Below are 17181 nucleotides of genomic sequence, written 5' to 3'. Positions count from 1 at the left end.
AAGCGAACCCGACGCAGTGAGCGGAGCGGTCCGCGAGGCACGAGCGGCCCGTGCAGCGAATGAGGAGTGGTGAGCGACAGATGAGTGCTGAGCCGGTGTCCGCGGGGATCGACATTCACACGACGGCGGGCAAACTCGCCGATCTGGAGCGCCGTCTGGACGAGGCCGCCCACGCCGGATCCGCCCGGGCGGTGGAGCGGCAGCACGCCAAGGGGAAGATGACCGCCCGCGAGCGCGTCCTCGCCTTTCTCGATCCCGGCAGCTTCGTGGAGTTCGACACGCTGGCCAGGCACCGGTCCACCAGCTTCGGCATGGAGAACGAGCGTCCGTACGGCGACGGCGTGGTGACGGGGCACGGCACCGTGGACGGCCGCCCTGTGGCGGTGTTCGCGCAGGACTTCACGGTCTTCGGCGGGTCGCTGGGCGAGGTCTTCGGCGAGAAGATCGTCAAGGTCATGGACCACGCGCTCAAGACCGGCTGCCCGGTGGTCGGCATCAACGACTCCGGCGGGGCGCGCATCCAGGAGGGAGTCGTCTCCCTCGGCCTCTACGCCGAGATCTTCAAGCGGAACGTGCACGCCTCCGGGGTGATCCCGCAGATCTCCCTGATCATGGGCCCCTGCGCGGGCGGCGCGGTCTACTCCCCCGCCCTCACCGACTTCGTCCTCATGGTCTCCGAGAAGTCGCACATGTTCATCACCGGCCCGGACGTCATCAAGACGGTCACCGGCGAGGAGGTGACGTTCGAGGAGCTCGGCGGCGCCCACACGCACAACTCCAGGTCGGGCGTGGCCCACTACGAGGCGAGCGACGAGGCCGACTGCCTGGAGTTCGCCCGGGCGCTGCTGTCCTACCTGCCGTCCAACAACATGGACGAGCCCCCGGCCTTCGAGGCCGACCCGGTCCTGGAGGCCACCGAGGAGGACGTCGAGCTCGACGCGCTGATCCCCGACTCGGCCAACCAGCCGTACGACATGCACGAGGTGATCGCGCGCGTCCTGGACGACGGCGAGTTCCTGGAGTTGCACGCGCAGTTCGCGCCGAACATCCTGGTGGGCTTCGGCCGGGTCGAGGGGCGCCCGGTGGGAGTGGTGGCCAACCAGCCGATGAGCTTCGCCGGCACGCTGGACATCGCGGCCTCGGAGAAGGCCGCACGGTTCGTCCGCACCTGCGACGCCTTCAACATCCCCGTCCTGACGTTCGTGGACGTCCCGGGCTTCCTCCCCGGCACGGACCAGGAGTGGAACGGGATCATCCGCCGGGGGGCCAAGCTGCTGTACGCCTACGCGGAGGCGACCGTGCCGCTGGTCACGGTGATCACCCGCAAGGCGTACGGCGGCGCCTACGACGTCATGGGCTCCAAGCACCTCGGCGCCGACGTCAACCTCGCCTGGCCGACCGCCCAGATCGCCGTGATGGGCGCCCAGGGCGCGGTCAACATCCTCTACCGCCGCGAGCTGGCGGCGGCCGACGACCCGGACGCCGAGCGGGCCCGGCTCGTCACCGCCTACGAAGACACCCTCGCCAACCCGTATCTCGCGGCCGAGCGCGGGTATGTGGACGCGGTGATCCGACCGTCCGAGACCCGCGTCCAGATCGTCAGGGCCCTGCGCGCGCTGCGCAACAAGCGCGCCACGCTGCCCCCCAAGAAGCACGGCAACATTCCGCTGTAACGGTCCGGAAAGGAGGCCGCATGAGTGAGCGAACCGGCGAACGCCGCTCACCGGCGAGCGGAGCCGACGAAGGAGGCCGCGTGAGTCATTTGAGGATCGTCCGAGGGGACGCCACCCCGGAGGAGATCGCCGCGTTGGTGGTCGCCCTCGCCTCGCGTGCGACTCCGCAGGCGGAAGCCGTACGTAAGCAGGCCAATTGGCATAACCCTTCACACCGCATGCGAAAGTCGCTTCCAACTGGACAAGGGGCGTGGCGGTCGAGCGGGCTGCCAAGATAGATCCTAAGAACATGGTGTCAAGTTGCGCGAGAGTTGGGACCATCTAAGAAATGGGCGCATATAGTCAGCCGATCAGCTAGTCACGAGGCCTGGAGGACGACATGGCCATCCTTGACCTCACCGCTCACCCCGTCGCCGCGAAATACGCCGTCCTGGTCGACGTGGGATATCTCTATGCCGCGGCGGGCGAGGTGCTCCTCGGCGCCAAGGAGCGCAAGGAATACCGCGTCGCCGCCGACGAGCTGATCCAGGCGTTGCAGAAGCACGCGGAGACGCGCATCCACGGCGAGCTGCTCCGCATCTACTGGTACGACGCCGCCCGCGACCGCGTGCCGACCGTGGACCAGCGTGTCATCGCCCAGCTTCCCTGGGTCAAGGTCCGCCTGGGCAACCTCAACGCGCGCGGCCAGCAGAAGGGCGTGGACGCGCAGATCCGGAGCGACCTGGAGGCCCTGGCCAGGCACCACGCGGTGAGCGACACGATCCTGCTGGCCGGGGACGAGGACATGGTCCCGGCGGTCGAGGCCGCCCAGGCCTACGGCGTGCGGATCCATCTGTGGGGCGTCGAGCCGCCGTACGGCACCAACCAGGCCGAGCGCCTCGTCTGGGAGTCCGACACCGTCGAGATCCTCAGCGCCGACTTCCTGCGCGACTTCTTCAGCCGCGCCCCGCAGCCCGTCCCGGTCCCCCCGGCCGCCCCCTCCCCCGCCCAGGTCTTCGCCGGCCGGACCCCCGCGGCGATCAAGCCCAAGATGCCGGCGGGCCAGGTCACCAAACTCGGCCCGAACCGCCCCCGCGTCGAGGAGGTCGGCGAGCACGTCGCCCAGAAGTGGATCCTCACCCGGGGCCGCGACAACATCCGCGACCTGCTCCCGGGCCCGATCCTGCCCACGGTGATCGACACCGAGCTCCTGATCGAGGCGGAGAAGGAGCTCGGCCACTCCCTGCGCCCGTTCCCCGAGGCCCGCGTCTGGCTCCGGGACGGCTTCTGGGCCCGGGTCTACCGCGAGTTCGACCTGGGGGTCGGCATCTCCTCCAAGTGACCTCCACGGCGCCCGGAGCCTCCTCCGCGGCCGTGCCGGAGGTCCCGGCCGCGAGTCCCGCCCAGGCCCGTGACGGTCGGGTCCGATTTCCGCCAGCCATGCCTTCTGCGCTGCGGATAGCGTTGTTCACATGTTCGCCGGAAAGCTCGACTTCGACTCCTGTTACCGCGCGGTGGCCGCGCGGGACGCCCGGTTCGACGGGCGGTTCTACACGGCGGTCACCTCCACCCGCATCTACTGCCGGCCGATCTGCCCGGCGCGCACGCCCGCCTCGCGCAACGTGCGCTTCTACCGCCACGCCGCCTCCGCCGAGGCCGCCGGATTCCGGCCGTGCAAGCGCTGCCGCCCCGAGCTCAGCCCCGGGGACCCCGGCTGGGACCACCGAGGCGACCTGGTCGGCCGGGCACTGCGGCTGATCGAGGAGGGCGTGGCCGACGACGCCGGGATCACCGGGCTGGCCGGGCGGCTGCACATCACCGAGCGGCATCTGCACCGGCTGTTCACCGCCGAGCTCGGCGCGGGACCGCTCGCGGTCGCCAGGACCAAGCGCCTGCTGCTGGCCAAGCAACTGCTGACCGAGACCGGCCTGCCGATCACGGACGTGGCCTTCGCCTCCGGGTTCGGGAGCGTGCGGCAGTTCAACGCGACCATGAAGGAGACGTACGGCTTCACGCCCGGCGAGCTTCGGGCCACGGCGGGCCGGGCCGTCACCGGCAGCGCGCTGACGCTCCGGCTGCACCGGCGGGAGCCGTACGACGCCGGGACGTTGATGCGCTTCCTGCGCGGCCGGGCGATCCCGGGCCTGGAACGCGTCGACGGTCCGGACGGCACCCCTGCCGGAGGGGGCGGCAGCCGGGGTGACGGCCGCGAGAACACCGTCCCGGACGTGGAAGGCGGCTGGAGCTACACCCGCGCCGTGCCCGGCGGCGTGATCACCCTGACGCCCCTTCCCGGGCATGTCCGCCTGGACGCGCGCCTGGACGACACCCGCCACCTGGCCCGCGTCGTCGCGCGCTGCCGCCGCCTGCTCGACCTCGACGCCGACCCGGAGGCGATCTCTTCGGCCCTCGGCGCGACCGCGCTGGGCCCGCTCGTCGAGGCCCGCCCGGGCCTGCGGGTGCCCGGTGCGTGGGACGGCTTCGAGCTGGCCGTCCGAGCCGTGGTCGGCCAGCAGATCTCCGTCGCCGGAGCCCGCACCCTGCTGGGCCGCATCACCGCCCGAGCCGGCCGCCCCGCCGTGCCCACCGCCGTGCCCACCGCCACGGCGTCTCCTCCCGCCGATCCCGCGCCGGAGGGGGAGGTCGCCCGGCTGTTCCCCGCCGCGGGGCAGCTGCTGGAGGCCGACCTGGACGGGCTCGGGCTGACCGGGCGGCGGGTCGCCACGCTGAAGGCGCTCGCCGGACGGGTCGCGGACGGCGAGATCGACCTGGACGGGGCGCAGGAGCCCGCCGAGACCGTGGCCCGGCTGCTGGAGGTGCCGGGGATCGGTCCGTGGACGGCCGGCTACGTCGCGCTGCGGGCCCTGCGGGACCCGGACGCCTGGCCGGAGGGCGACCTCGTGCTCCGGCGGGCCATGGCGTGCCTCGGCATCCCCGGCGACCACACCGAGCGGTGGCGCCCCTGGCGGGCCTACGCCGCCCTCCACCTCTGGAACTCGCAGTGAACTCCGCCGGCCGGCGTTCCCCCACGGAGCCCGGAACACCCCGCGCGGCCCGGCACTCCCGTTCCCGGCGGGCCTCGGAACCGGGCCCCGCCCACGACCTCACGACCTCACGACACGGAGACACGACCATGATCGAGGCACAGATCCTCCCCACCCCGGCCGGTCCGCTGGCGCTCCTCTCCCACGAGGGCGTCCTCGTCGCGGCCGGCTTCACCGCCGACCCCCACGAGATGTTCGTACGGCTCTCACCCGCGCTCCAGGCCCGCGGGCTGACCCGGGTCGACGACCTGGGCCACGCGGCGCAGGCCGTACGGGACTACCTGGACGGCGACCTGAAGGCGCTGGACGCCGTACCCGTGAGCCAGCCCGGCACGCCCAAGCGGCAGCGGCTGCTGACGGCCCTGCGCGAGGTGCCGCCGGGGAGCACGATCCACTACGCCGAGCTGGCCGAGCGAGCGGGCCTGCCCAGGACGGCGGCCAGGGCGGCGGGCTCGGCCTGCGCGCAGAACCTGATCGCGCCGTTCGTGCCATGCCACCGCATCCTGCCCTCCACCGGCGGCTTCGGCGGCTACTACTACGGCACCCCGGTCAAGCAGTGGCTGCTGGCCCACGAGGCGGGCACCGGCTGACCCGGCCGCGTCAGCCGGTGTCCGTGACCGTGCTCTGCACCTCGCCCACCGGGACGTCGCGGGTGGCGCCGACCTCGACCGGGTCGTAGGCGAAGGGCACCACGTCGTCCTCGACCTCGACGGGCCAGACCGCGGTCACCGTCAGCTCGTAGACCTCGCGCGGCTGGTCGGCCGAGGCCCGAAGGTAGCGCACGCCGCAGGTGAACTCGGCCCCCTTGGCGTACGGCCTGCCGCCGGGGCCGCACTCCTCCTTCACCTCGGCCCGGTCCGCGGTCGTCCCCGGGTCGATCCGGACGTCCTGCAGGGTCGCGGTCACGGTCGCGCTCATGAAACCCGGGATCGTGGCCGTCACCGAGCGGGTGGTCTGCCCGACGCCGTCCAGCCAGACCCAGGTCGGCAGGTTGACGTAGCTCTTGACGTCCGGACTGAGCTTGACCTTCGGCTCGGGCACGGTCAGCGCGGCGCGGGCGATCTCGACGAGCTCGGCGATGGTGATCCCGGCGGGCGGGGTGCTGCCGGGCGGCACCCACATGAAGGGGTTCAGCTCGCCCACGCAGGACTCGCCGTCGGGGTCGGCCGAGTTGTAGGCGGGCGCCCACCACCGGCCCTCCTTGCCGAGCTTGTCCTTGAACTGCTCAAGGAACTTCTGGAACTTCTCCTCGGTCGGGTCGGGGGTGAAGCGGAACCACCAGGCCCGCACCTCCTCCTGCGACCTCAGCATGTCGGCGGCGTTCTTGCCCGGCTCGTACCAGCAGGGGCGCTTGATCCGGTAGCCGTCGCTCCTGCCGCCCCTGAGCCCGGTCCCGGTGATGACGATCTGAGAGTTCTGCAGGCGGACGCCGGCCGTACGGCCGTCCTGGAACCCCTCACCGCCGGGCGGGTCCCCGGCCGGACCGAACACCAGGATCCCCGCAAGGGCCCACTCCGTGATCATCGAAGACATCCCTTCGCGCGCTCGTTGGGGGGCAGGGCGTAGCGGAGGTTCGTGATCCGCCGGACGCCGTCGTCGTCCTTGCGCATGCCCGCGGCCTGGAAGAAGGGCTTCCTCATCCACGCCTCCTGCTCCGGGACCGCCTTGCCCGTCCGGGCGTCCACGGCCCGCATCCCCGACATGTCGACGCACACGTCGAGCTGCGACCCGCGGCCCGTGACCGAGCTGACGTCGAACCCGTACAGCCGCACGGTCCCGCGCAGCTCCCGGCCGTCCTTCACATATCCGTGGACCCACTCGTAGCCCTGGCGGCTCGCGTTCCTGCTGAGCACCCCGAGGTAGTCGTCGTCGGCTCCGCCGGAGGCGATGGCCCGCAGGGACCCGACGTAGTAGTCGCGGAAGGCTCCGACCATGTCGGCGGCGCCGGCGGCGTCCGGATCGGGCGACTCCGGCGGCTCGACCACGACCCGCACGCCCGGGGCCGCCTGGACGGTCTCGGTCTCCGGCCCGGTCCCGCCGGACTGCGAAGACCCCGGGGACGCGGCCGGATCGGCCGGGCCGGTCGCATCCCCGGGACGCGGCGTGTCCCCGGGGCCGGGCGCGGCCGACGCGTCCGGCGCCCGGCCCGCCGGGACGAATGGCTCGGCGGCCGACGGGGAACATCCCGTCAGCCCGGCCATCGCCAGCGCGGCCACCGCACCCACGCCGATCACGCTAGAAGCGCCCGCCGTACGGAACCACCGATATGCACGGATCGGCATGGCCGCCCTCCCGCTCCCGTCCTCGTCTCCCGCCCCGCTCACCGCGAGGGCTCCTCTCACCGGCCCGTTCATGCCGACGGCGCCGAGCGCATCCGCCAGGTCGGCAGCAGCTCGTCGATGAGCGCCTCGGTCTCCGGCGCCATCCCGCCGCCGTACGGATGGGAGGCGGCCCGCCGGTGCAGCGCCTCGGCCACCGCCCGCAGCCGTACCGGGTCGCCGGTCATCTGGGTCGCCCGGAGCAGGTCCCGCCAGAGCCCCTCGTCGTCGGCGGCCAGCAGCAGCCCGGCCCGCACCGCGGCCACCGCCTGGTCGGCCTCGCCGCGCGCCAGCCGTACCTCGCAGAGGCGGTGCGCCGCGTCCGCGACGCTCGCCGTCACGTCGTACTCGAGGTCGTCGGCGGCGAGCCAGGAGTACCGGCCGCGCGGACGGCCGTTCAGCATCGGCCCGCGCACCAGGCCCAGGGCCTTCTCCAGCAGTACGGCCCGCGCGGCGACGTCCGCGTGCGACTGGCGGACGAGGTCGCGGAAGAGCATCCAGTCGGTCCGCACCTCCGGGCCGAGCCGGAGCCTTCCGGAGTCGTCGGCGACGAGGTTGGGCCGCCCTGCGGAGTCGGTGCCGAGCCAGGCGCCGACGCGGGCGATCGTGGCGTCCCTGACCACGGCCTGCACGCCGCGCGGCCACAGGACGCCGCCGAGCACGACCGGGTGCACGCCGCCCGGATGCGTGGCCAGGTAGACGACCATCTCGACGGCGAGCGCGGCCCGGCCCTCCTCCATCGGCGGCGGCCCGGCGATCTCGACCGGGCCGAGGATCCGCACCTCCACCGAGGGGGTCCGGGTGACGGGCTCGGGCTCGTCGGGCAGGGGCTCCCCCTCGAACCGCCCGGCCGTCCGGAACAGCTCGGCCAGTGCCCGGTACTGCCGCCGGGGCAGCAGGTGCGCCTCGACCTCGAACCCGAGCGCGTCCACCGTCGCCCTGCCGTCCTCGCGGATCTCCAAGGTCCAGGTGGCGTGCGGGACGTCACCGGCGATCACGTACCCCGCGGCGGTCCGCACGCCCTTCCTGGCGAGTACGGCCAGCCGCCGCGCCTCCTCGGGGCTCGGGGCGATGGCGGACAGCAGGTAGCGTGGCGACCAGACGGGGTCGGCCGCGCGGCCGTGGATCCGGCCGGTGAGCACCCCGGTGCCGTACCCCTCCGCCGGCGCCTCGGCCTCCAGCTCGGGCAGGACCTCGGCCAGGCTGCCCGCGCACCTGATCCGGTCAGGGGCGATCACGGCCAGCTCCTCGCCGAAGCCGACGAGCGTGACGCGCATCCGGTCCGACCAGCGGTTGGTGGCCAGCTCGACGGCGAGCGCGGCGAGTGCGGCGGTGGTCCGGACACCCTTGAGAGCGACCAGCCCGTGGGCCGCCTCGAGGTCGACGAGCACCCGGCCCTCGCCGTTCGAGCCGATGGAGACCAGCCCCGGGTAGGGCGCGGGCGCGTCGGCCAGCGCCTGCTCGTCGAGCATCCTGCCCTCGTGCGCGGGGAGCCGCCAGACCTGGCCGTCGTCGTGCGCCACCCACGGCTCGGGGGCGTCGGGGTCCGGGGGGTGGATCCACAGGTCGAGGTGGCGCGGGGACAGGTGGACGGCGTAGACCGTGGGCGGGACCCGCCCGCCGGCCGCGAGGGACCGGCCCAGGAGCCGCAGGCCGAGGTCGAGCATCCTGCTGCCCGGCGCGTCGGCGCCGAGCCTGAGCGCCAGCTCGGCCTGGGCCGCGTCGTCCCTCGGCCGCGTGATCCTGCGCCCGAACGCCCGGTGCCAGAGCTGCTCCCTGCGCCGGCGCCCGAGGGCCACCAGCAGCCCGGCCGCCGCGAGCGAGGCGCCCGCCAGGTAGTCGAGCGGTCCGAGCCCGGCGTCCCGCGAGCCGCTGTCCGGAGCGGCCACGTCCCGTGGATCACCGCCCGGATCGGCGGCGTCCCGCGAGTCGCCGCCCGAACCGCCGGCGTCGCCCGTTCCACCGCCGGAGCTGGCGGGGGTCCGCCGGTCGTGCGCGGCGGGGCCGCCCGGAGCGGCGTGGGAGGTGTCCGCCTCCCTGCCGGGCAGGACCGAGGTGTCGAAGCCCGGGGTCGACGACTCTCCGGGCAGGCCGGGTCTGTCCGGTGACTTCTGTGGCAGGTCCGCCTCGCCGGGGCCGACGGTCTGGGTGCGGCCGTCGAGCTCGGCGGGCTTGCCCGGATGGTCCTCCAGGGTGGCCGCACGGGGCTGGGCGGCGGGGACGATGTGGACGTTCCTCGCGTCGTCCGGCATGTCGAGCACCCAGCCGGGCCTGATCAGGTCGGCCATGTGCAGGCGGCTGCCGTCGGGCTGCTCCTTGTGCTGGTTGAGCCGGTAGATCTCCGGATAGCGACGGCCGTCGCCGAGGCACTTCTCGGCGATCTCCCACAGGCTCTCGTGGTGCCGCCCGTGCGGCGGCTGGACCACGTAGACCTTCTTGGCCTTCTCCACCGGGGTCAGCGGCGCCCTCTCGCCCATGGCCGGCGGTGCGGCCAGCGTGGCGGAGACCGGGGCGGGCCGGGCGGGCGGAACGGACGGCCTCATCATCGGCACGGCCACCGCCGAGACGGTGAACAGCAGCAGGGCCGCCGAGACCAGCCGGTTGGCCAGCGCCTGGGTCCCTCCGGAGAGGGGGACCCTGGCGGGCATGCCGACCCGGCGGAGCCCGGCGTAGAGCTCGACGATCACGCAGACGACGAGCTGGAGCCAGGCGAGCCAGACCAGCAGCACCAGGATCGCGATGATCGTTCCTGTGCCGACCTGGCTGTTCAGCACGTCGAGATCGAGCAGTTCGGGAGAGAGCGGCGGCCCGGCGAGCCGGAGCAGCGCGTAGGGGACCCCTCCGACGAGCGCGACCAGCATGACCAGCGCGGCGGACCCGGCGAGAAGGTCGCCGGCCGTGCGCCGGGGCTTGATCCGCATGGGCTGTCGCGTCGGCATGCGTCTCCCTCCGTGTCCAGGCTGGCCGCCCGTCATCGGCTGGGCCAGCGGTTCGTCACAATCGGTCTGGAAGTCCTCGCCGCAGGGCGGGACCCGTGATCGTCCGGCGGGAGGCGCGTCTCCCGGACGGGCTCAGGACGCGCGCCTCCCGCCGAGTGATCTCCCCGGTAGGCGCCCGGTTTCCCGGGACGCGCCTGGCGACCCCCTCATCACGCCTCCTCTCCGGTGTCCGGTCCGGCGACCGCCGTGGCCTCCATCGCGGAGCCCGGGAAGCCCAGGGCCGCGAGGAAGAACGCCTCCCAGCGGACGGAGACGGTGACCTCCACCTCTTCCTCGCGGCGGTCGCATCCGGTGAGCGCGACGTCTCCGGCGGCGTGGGCCGAGACGATCTCCTCAGCCTCGCCGCAGGCGGCGTCTCCCTCCAGCAGCCGGACCCGGCCGGTCCCGCGCAGGTGCTCCACGTCGATCTGGTCGGCGGCCGCCCTGGCCGCCTGCTCGGCGATGTCGGCGGCCCGCAGCCGGGCGTTGATCGCGGCCCCGCCGTCCACCAGCAGCCCAGCCAGCAGGAAGACCGCCACCGAGAAGAGCACGGTGAAGACCGCCATCGACCCCCGGTCCGGGACCGCCGGGCGGGGACACCCGGAAGCCGGGGGACGGGGGGAACCCGGGCAGCGCATGTCAGTCGACCCTCCGGAACTGCTCCAGCGGGACCACCGAGTCGCCCCGGATCTCCTTCACCGCGCCGAAGCCGAGGAAGCCCAGATCCAGGGAGCACGTCACCTCGACCCTGACCCGGCCACCCTCCCGCCAGTCCGTGCCCGAGAGGCTGACCCGCGGCTCGCACGCACCCGACAGGGAGTCGCGCGCCGTGTCGGCGGCGGCGGCCTCGGCGTCCGACCGGACACGCTCGACGGAGGCGGCCCGCGCCGCGTCCCTGGCCGCGCCGTTGACCTCGCCCTGGGCCTCCACCATCCGCCCGGCGCCGACCAGGAAGAGCAGGAACAGCAGGAAGACCGGGGCCAGCAGCACCGTCTCGGCCGAGAGCGACCCCTGTTCGCCGCGACCTACCCGCATTCCCCCTCCCCTCCGTCGTCGGGGCGGAAGCACTCGACGGGGCCGCCGGAGCGCGCGGTGACGGTGAACGTCGTGGCCGGCAGCAGCGGGACGACCTGGACCGCGGTCGCGGTGACCTCGACGCCGCGCCGGCCGCTCTCCTCCCAGGCCGTGACGACGGCTCCGCCGAGGAGTTTCGGACCGACGGCTCTGAGCACCTCGCCGGCCCGCGACTCGGCGTCCTCCCGCCACGACTCGGTGTCGACCCTGGCCAGCCGGGCGCCCTCCCGCGCGGCGGCGTCGGCCACCTGGCGGCCGTGGAACCACAGGGCGAACTGCACGACGAGCAGGATGACGACCAGCACCACCGGCATGATCATCGCCAGCTCGACGGCGGTGGCGCCCCGCTCGCGGTCACGGCTCCCCGCCACCGCCGTCACCGCCCCCGCCCCCGCCGAACTGGTTGGAGATCTCCGTCTGCTTGCTCTCGACCAGAGTCCTGATCAGCGTGGCGAGGCCGAGGGCGACGCCGGCGATGATGGCGGTGATGATGACCCACTCGACGGCCGAGGCTCCTCGGGTGGGGGCGTTGCGAGCCCTGTCGAGCCGCACGCTCAGCAGGGCGGTCGCGTAGACGATCCACGGATGGTTCAGCATGGTCAGGACCCCAACATCTTCATAGCGGCCGGGTAACTCAGGAAGATCACGAATCCTGCGCAGAGCAGGAGCTGGGCGACGAGCATCGACTGGGACCGCTCGCCCGCCTGTCCCTCCACCTCGGCGAGCTCGCGCCGCCGCAGGGTCGCGGCGCGGGCCGTCAGGGAGGCGCGGACTTTCGCGCCGTCGTCGGCGACCAGGCCGAGCGCGGCGGACAGGTCGCGCAGCTCGTCCACGTTGATCTCGTCGCCGAGCTGGCCGAGCGCCTGCCAGGGGGTGATGCCGACGATCCGGGCGTTGCCGAGCGCCTCGCGGATCCGCGCCATCGACCAGTTGGCCCCCTCGTCGGCGTCCCCGGTGCCCGCCGTACCCGCCGTGCCCACGGAGACCGCCATCATCAGCGCCTCCGGCACCCCGCGTCCGCCGGCGAGGTTCATCGCCACCAGGTCGAGGAAGGCTCCGACCGCGTGCCGGAAGTCACGGCGCATCCTCGCGGCGTCCCGCCTGATCTGCAGGTCGGGCAGGAAGAAGAAGACCACGGCGAAGCCGAGCGCCGCCCAGAGCGGGACCGTCGGCGAGACCCCCCACCCCATCACCGCCAGCCAGCCGACCAGCAGCGGGAAGGCCAGCAGCCCGGAGACCGCCAGCAGGACCTTGGTCGACAGGAAGCCCTCGAACGATCTGCCGAGCAGCGCCAGGTCCGCCCTCGCCGAGCGGACTTCCCAGCCCCGGGCCGCGTAGAGGCGGGCCATCCGCTCGCCCAGCCCGCGCCGGAAGGCGCTGACCTCCTCGTCGGGCAGGATCAGCGGCAGGCGCGGCACCCCCTCGCCCTCTCTGGCCGCGTCCAGGGCCAGCAGTCGCGTCACCAGGCCGGGCCTGGCCGGGAACAGTGCCCGCACCAGCAGGAACAGGCCCAGTCCGAGCCCGCCTCCGGCGAGCAGCGCCTCGGTCATCGCCTTCCCCCTTCTCCGGGCTGCGCCTCGGCCGCCGCGTGGCTCGTCCCCGGAAGCGGGCCCAGCAGGCGGGCGGGCTTGTCGAACCGGGCCAGGCGCCGCATCCAGGCGAACCCGGCGCCGAAGAAGCCGGCGACCACCACGAGGACGGCCTGGCCGAGCGCGTCGTCGTACTCGGCGACGTAGTCGGGGTTGAACACGACCAGCGCCGCCGCGAAGGCGACGGCCGTACCGACCACGATCTGCACGCTGCGCCGGGTGGAGCGGCGCTCGGCCTCGACGCGGCGGCGCATGTCGAGCTCCTCGCGCGCCGAGACGGCGAGCGCGCCGAGCACGTCGCGCAGGCCGGGACCGCGCAGCCGGGAGTTGAGGATCAGCGCCGCGACGACCAGGTCGGCCGAGGGGTCGTCGAGCTCGTCGGCGAACAGCCGGAGCGCGTCGGGCAGCGGCATACGGGTGTGCAGCCGGTCCACCAGCGCGCGCAGGTGCGGCCGGAGCATCGGGGAGGCCGCGCGGATCGAGGACGGGATCGCCTGCTCCAGGCCCGAGGCCCCGGCGATGGTGTCGCGGAGCGACTCCGTCCAGGCGGCCAGGCCCTCCAGCCGCCGCATCGCCGTACGCTCCTCGGCCGCCCCGCCGGCCAGGCCGCGCCAGCCCAGAGCCAGCAGGACGGCGCCGGCCGCCATGACCGGCCACTGCGTCACCAGCAACACGAGCACCCCGGCGACCGCGCCCACCCCGGACCGGGTGGTCAGGGCCCGGAGCAGCTCGCGCCGGCCCGTCTTCCGGCCGGGTACGGCGGGCCGGGGACGCACCCCGTACAGGGAGAGCCCCAGCAGGAACAGGCCGGCGCCGATCGCCGCCCCGGCGATCAGGACCAGCGGGTCGAGCAGTCCGGACGGGAGGAAGGTCACATCCACCCCCCGGGGTCGTAGCCGTGGTGGGCGAGCTCCTCCAGGCAGGAGAGGGGGGCGTGCGGCAGGACGCGCCCGTCCGGGGACATGGCGAAGACCTCGGAGGACAGGACCCTGCCGTCCACCCCGGCCACCTCGCGCACGCTCGACACGAAGCGGCGCAGCGTGCCGCCCACCGCGTAGTCGTTGCGTTTCTCGATGAAGACCACGAAGTCGATCGCACCCGCGATCAGCATGTGGGTGGCCTCGACCGGCAGGCGCTCGCGGGCCTGGAGCGCGTAGGTGGCGATCCTGTTGAAGACCTCCATCGAGGAGTTGGCGTGGATCGTGGAGAGCGAGCCGTCGTTGCCCTGGGTCATCGCGTTGAGCATGGTGACGATCTCGTCGCCGAGGACCTCGCCCACGATCACGCGGGACGGGTTCATGCGCAGGGAACGGCGCACCAGCTCGGCCATGGAGATCTCGCCCTGGCCCTCGGAGTTGGGCAGGCGCTGCTCGAAGGCGACCACGTTGGGGTGGAGCTCTGGGAATTGGTCGAGGCCGAGCTCCAGCGCGCGCTCCACGGTGATCAGCCGCTCCGACGGCGGGATCTCGTTGGCGAGCGCGCGCAGCAGGGTCGTCTTCCCGGCGTTGGTGGATCCGGCGATCATGATGTTCTTCCTCGCGGCCACGGCGGCCGAGAGGAAGCGGCCCAGCTCCGCGGAGAGCGTGCCGTTGCCCACCAGGTCGCTGAGGAAGACCTTGCCCAGCCGGGAGCGGCGGATGGAGACGGCCGGGCGGACCGTCACGTCCATGACGGCCGAGAGCCGGGAGCCGTCCGGCAGGCGCAGGTCGAGCTGGGGGTTGGCGGTGTCGAAGGGCCTGCTGGACAGGCCGCTGTAGGCGGCGAGGACCTGGATCAGCTCGACCAGCTCCTCGTCGGATTCGGCGACGGGCTCGCGCATGAGCTCCTGGCCGTCGGCGTAGCCGACGAAGACGCGGTCGCAGCCGTTGATGTCGATGTTCTCGACCTCGGGGTCGTCGAGGAGCGGCTGCAGGCGGCCGACGCCGAACAGCGCCGCGTGGATCCCGGCGGCGAGTGCCTCCTCCTCCTCGGCGGTGGGCGGGGTGCGGCCGACGCCGATCTCGCCGCGCGCGAACTCCTCCAGCACCTGCGCGATCAGCGCGCGGGCGAACTGGCGCTCGTCCTCGCCCGTCATCGGGGCCAGGCCGGAAGCCTGGTCCAGACGGCGCTGGTGGGCCAGCCGGTCGCCGACCTCCTGCCGGAACCTCTTCACCAGGGAGTGGTCGATGCTCACGGTCTCGTCTCCGGGGCTGCGGCCGTACGGCCCGGCGCGGCCGGCAGATCCCGGAGGCCGGGGGCGACCTGGGCGGCCAGCCGGCCGGCGAGCTCGCGGGCGGTGCGGATCAGCAGCGAGCGGTCCAGGCGCCCGCCCCACTGGCCGCGCAGGAGCTCGGCGCCCTTGGGGTCGTGCGCGAGACCGGCCACGAAGGCGACCTGCCTGCCGGTGGCGGCGACGATCCGGCGGACCTCGTCGATCGTGCCGCGGTACTGCCGGGGATCGGAGATGACCACCACCGCGACCCGCGGCCCGGTGGGCATCACCTGGAGCCGCTCGCGCAGGTGGGCGACGTGGTCGAGGCTCGCCCGCGTGAACAGGACCGTCAGCTCCGCCTCCGCGATCAGCTCGCCCAGCTCGGGGTGGCCGCCCAGCCGCCCGCAGTCGGCCAGCACGTCGGCATGGGGCAGCGCGGCCAGCGCCCGGCCGAGGGGGCCCCAGAGCCAGGTCAGCCCGGCGGCCTGCTCACCGTGGGTGAGCCCGGCCAGCACGTCCAGCCCACCGACGATCTTCTGGGCGTGCTCGTGGATCAGTCCGGGGCTCAGCCCGCGGCGGGCCGTGGCCCCGAGGGTGAGCAGGCCCCTGGCGGGGTTGAGCACACCCCCGTCGGCGGCGGGGAGCCGGTAGGCGAGGTCGCCTCCGGCGGGGTCGCACTCCGCCAGCAGGACCGGCCGGGGCCAGATCGCGCCGAGCGCCGTGGCCGCCGTGGTCACGCCGGGCGCGCCCTTGTCGGCGGCCAGCACGATGAGCGCCACCTCAGCGCTCTCCCGGCAGCTCGGTCACGGCGACCTCGCCGTTGGAGGCGTGGGCGGCGATCGTCGGCGCGATCGAGCTGTCCACGATCACCGTCACCCGGCCCGGCGATCCACCGCGGCCGTCGCCGACCTGGTGGACCAGGGCGCGCTCCGCCAGGACCCGGCCCTCGTCGCCGGCGCTCCGGCCCGGCACGTGGACGACCTGGACCCGGTCGCCCGCCTCCAGGGTTCCCGGCGTCTGCCCCGGCTTGAGCGACAGGCCCACCTGCGCCTTGCCCGGACCGAGCTCCTTGCTGGACGCGGCCATCATGCCTTCGATCAGGAGGGTGCCGGGCACCAGGGTGACCAGGGTGTAGTTGTCGCCTTCCGCGAGGCTCCTGTGCTGGACGAAGGGGACGTATTCGATGCCCGTGTCGGCGATCTGGACCTCTTTCATCGCCTCCAGGGGGACTTTCTGACCCGGGCCGACCTGCTGGACGATCTGGATCGCGGAGACCCGGTCGCCGCTGCGCAGCACCAGCAGGGTGGTGGCGAGCGCGCCGCCCAGGATGAGCAGGAGGGCGAGGGCGGCCAGGGCGGGTTTCCGCTCGCGGGGGGAGACGGGGAGTTTGCGTGAGGCCGGTCCCGACAGGGTGCTCGCCGAACCTGGCCGCTCGGCGTTGACCGGGACACGGCCCGTTGGCTTCTCGCTGGTCCTCATGGGCGGGGGTCTCCCAGAGTGATCATATTTTTGGGGATTACGGACGAATTTACGCCATTATGTGCACCCTGCCGACTGGATGCCGGAGAAAAGCGAGGTCCAATGCTCGTTCGGTAGCAACACATCTGTCAACGCCGATCTACCGAGAGCTTACGAATCCGGCAGGTGACACGTGACTTATCTGGGTGATAAGGACACGAATAAACTTGCGCACCAACCGTCACACCCCTTTCAAGGGCGATTCACGGCTTCCGATACGGTGCCTTCACACTTCCGTCAGGCGGCCGTGCGGAAGACTTCACCCTGAACCCGTTCAAAATGTGCCATCCTTGATCCCATGGCCACGTGGTTCAGGCGCCTCCCACCGGATCCGGAAGAACGCGCTTCGCAAGGACAGGCGCGGAGAGGCCCCGGACAGGAGGAGCAGGAACGGAAAGGGCGCGGGCGGGAGGGAAACGGCGGGGAAGGCCGCCTGCACCTTCTTCTCCGCACGGCCGCCGAGCGCCTGGGCCGCCGGGGCGCCGAGCGCCTCGCCGCCGCTCCGGCCACGGAAAAGGTCGTCGGAGGCCTGCACCGGGCGGCGACCGGATTGGCCGAGGTCACCTCCGAGGTGAACGCCTACGCCGAACTCCTGGAGGAGAAGGCCGACGAACTCCGGGCCAGGACACGCACCCGCAGGAAATCCACAGGTTCCGGCTGAGTTTTCCACAGGCCCGCCCGGATAATCCCCAGCCGCCCAGAAGCTCAGCAATCACCTCATATCCCCACACGAATTGCCATACCGGGCCGAGATGGGAAGATGGTTATCCACAGGCTCGCACGTTTTCCACATGCCGCCCCGAACCGGTCCGGAAGC

At 73.1% G+C, this 17181-nt stretch carries 18 protein-coding genes; 6 read left to right on the top strand and 12 right to left on the bottom strand.

Features of this window, described 5'->3' with window-relative positions; all coding sequences use genetic code 11:
- Positions 1-80 precede the first annotated feature (80 nt).
- The 5 genes from HS041_RS09435 to HS041_RS09415 all read left to right on the top strand — a co-directional run bounded on the left by HS041_RS09435 (position 81) and on the right by HS041_RS09415 (position 5286).
- Positions 81-1673 carry an acyl-CoA carboxylase subunit beta gene (locus HS041_RS09435; RefSeq protein WP_196440090.1) on the top strand — a complete coding sequence of 531 codons (1593 nt, stop codon included), beginning with the start codon at positions 81-83 and terminating at the stop codon, positions 1671-1673.
- A gap of 20 nt (positions 1674-1693) precedes the next feature.
- A complete protein-coding gene (locus HS041_RS09430; RefSeq protein ID WP_196440089.1) occupies positions 1694-1951 on the top strand; it encodes an acyl-CoA carboxylase subunit epsilon in 258 nt (85 codons plus the stop codon).
- 101 nt (positions 1952-2052) lie between these two features.
- Positions 2053-2994, top strand: a complete 942-nt coding sequence (locus tag HS041_RS09425) for an NYN domain-containing protein (protein WP_196440088.1) — start codon at positions 2053-2055, stop codon at positions 2992-2994.
- Positions 2995-3124: 130 nt separating this feature from the next.
- Positions 3125-4657, top strand: coding sequence for an Ada metal-binding domain-containing protein (locus tag HS041_RS09420; protein WP_196440087.1), 1533 nt, complete (start codon positions 3125-3127; stop codon positions 4655-4657).
- Between the two features lie 128 nt (positions 4658-4785).
- Complete coding sequence (locus HS041_RS09415) at positions 4786-5286, top strand: methylated-DNA--[protein]-cysteine S-methyltransferase (protein WP_196440086.1); 501 nt, start codon at positions 4786-4788, stop codon at positions 5284-5286.
- Between the two features lie 10 nt (positions 5287-5296).
- Here HS041_RS09415 and HS041_RS09410 read toward each other — a convergent pair whose 3' ends face one another.
- The 12 genes from HS041_RS09410 to HS041_RS09355 all read right to left on the bottom strand — a co-directional run bounded on the left by HS041_RS09410 (position 5297) and on the right by HS041_RS09355 (position 16325).
- Positions 5297-6220, bottom strand: coding sequence for a hypothetical protein (locus HS041_RS09410; RefSeq protein WP_230878496.1), 924 nt, complete (start codon positions 6218-6220; stop codon positions 5297-5299).
- Positions 6217-6921 carry a hypothetical protein gene (locus tag HS041_RS09405; RefSeq protein ID WP_196440084.1) on the bottom strand — a complete coding sequence of 235 codons (705 nt, stop codon included), beginning with the start codon at positions 6919-6921 and terminating at the stop codon, positions 6217-6219. The genes HS041_RS09410 and HS041_RS09405 overlap by 4 nt, the downstream gene beginning before the upstream one ends.
- 125 nt (positions 6922-7046) lie before the next feature.
- Positions 7047-9953: a BTAD domain-containing putative transcriptional regulator gene (locus tag HS041_RS09400; protein WP_196440083.1), complete on the bottom strand. Its 2907-nt coding sequence runs from the start codon at positions 9951-9953 to the stop codon at positions 7047-7049.
- Between the two features lie 209 nt (positions 9954-10162).
- Positions 10163-10558, bottom strand: coding sequence for a pilus assembly protein TadG-related protein (locus HS041_RS09395; protein ID WP_196440082.1), 396 nt, complete (start codon positions 10556-10558; stop codon positions 10163-10165).
- A gap of 73 nt (positions 10559-10631) precedes the next feature.
- Positions 10632-11027 (bottom strand): TadE/TadG family type IV pilus assembly protein, encoded by a 396-nt coding sequence (locus tag HS041_RS09390; RefSeq protein WP_196440081.1) that lies wholly within the window; start codon positions 11025-11027, stop codon positions 10632-10634.
- A complete protein-coding gene (locus tag HS041_RS09385; protein ID WP_196440080.1) occupies positions 11018-11437 on the bottom strand; it encodes a TadE/TadG family type IV pilus assembly protein in 420 nt (139 codons plus the stop codon). The genes HS041_RS09390 and HS041_RS09385 overlap by 10 nt, the downstream gene beginning before the upstream one ends.
- Positions 11421-11663: a Flp family type IVb pilin gene (locus HS041_RS09380; protein WP_196440079.1), complete on the bottom strand. Its 243-nt coding sequence runs from the start codon at positions 11661-11663 to the stop codon at positions 11421-11423. The genes HS041_RS09385 and HS041_RS09380 overlap by 17 nt, the downstream gene beginning before the upstream one ends.
- 2 nt (positions 11664-11665) lie before the next feature.
- The gene (locus HS041_RS09375; RefSeq protein ID WP_196440078.1) at positions 11666-12616 is read right to left on the bottom strand and encodes a type II secretion system F family protein; all 951 of its coding nucleotides are present in this window, start codon (positions 12614-12616) and stop codon (positions 11666-11668) included.
- A complete protein-coding gene (locus HS041_RS09370) occupies positions 12613-13536 on the bottom strand; it encodes a type II secretion system F family protein (protein WP_307845214.1) in 924 nt (307 codons plus the stop codon). Before HS041_RS09370 ends, HS041_RS09375 begins: the two co-directional genes overlap by 4 nt.
- Positions 13527-14828: a TadA family conjugal transfer-associated ATPase gene (locus HS041_RS09365; RefSeq protein WP_307845213.1), complete on the bottom strand. Its 1302-nt coding sequence runs from the start codon at positions 14826-14828 to the stop codon at positions 13527-13529. Before HS041_RS09365 ends, HS041_RS09370 begins: the two co-directional genes overlap by 10 nt.
- The gene (locus HS041_RS09360) at positions 14825-15625 is read right to left on the bottom strand and encodes a CpaE/TadZ family protein (protein ID WP_307845212.1); all 801 of its coding nucleotides are present in this window, start codon (positions 15623-15625) and stop codon (positions 14825-14827) included. The genes HS041_RS09365 and HS041_RS09360 overlap by 4 nt, the downstream gene beginning before the upstream one ends.
- Before the next feature lies 1 nt (position 15626).
- Entirely contained in the window at positions 15627-16325 is a 699-nt protein-coding gene (locus HS041_RS09355; protein WP_196440077.1) for a hypothetical protein, read from the bottom strand.
- A 337-nt stretch (positions 16326-16662) separates the two neighbouring features.
- Here HS041_RS09355 and HS041_RS09350 point away from each other — a divergent pair, with 337 nt between their 5' ends.
- A complete protein-coding gene (locus tag HS041_RS09350) occupies positions 16663-17025 on the top strand; it encodes a hypothetical protein (RefSeq protein ID WP_196440076.1) in 363 nt (120 codons plus the stop codon).
- Positions 17026-17181: the final 156 nt, after the last annotated feature.

Source organism: Planomonospora sp. ID67723 (assembly GCF_015711605.1).
Taxonomy (GTDB): domain Bacteria; phylum Actinomycetota; class Actinomycetes; order Streptosporangiales; family Streptosporangiaceae; genus Planomonospora_A.
This window is presented reverse-complemented; position numbering and strand designations above follow the sequence as displayed.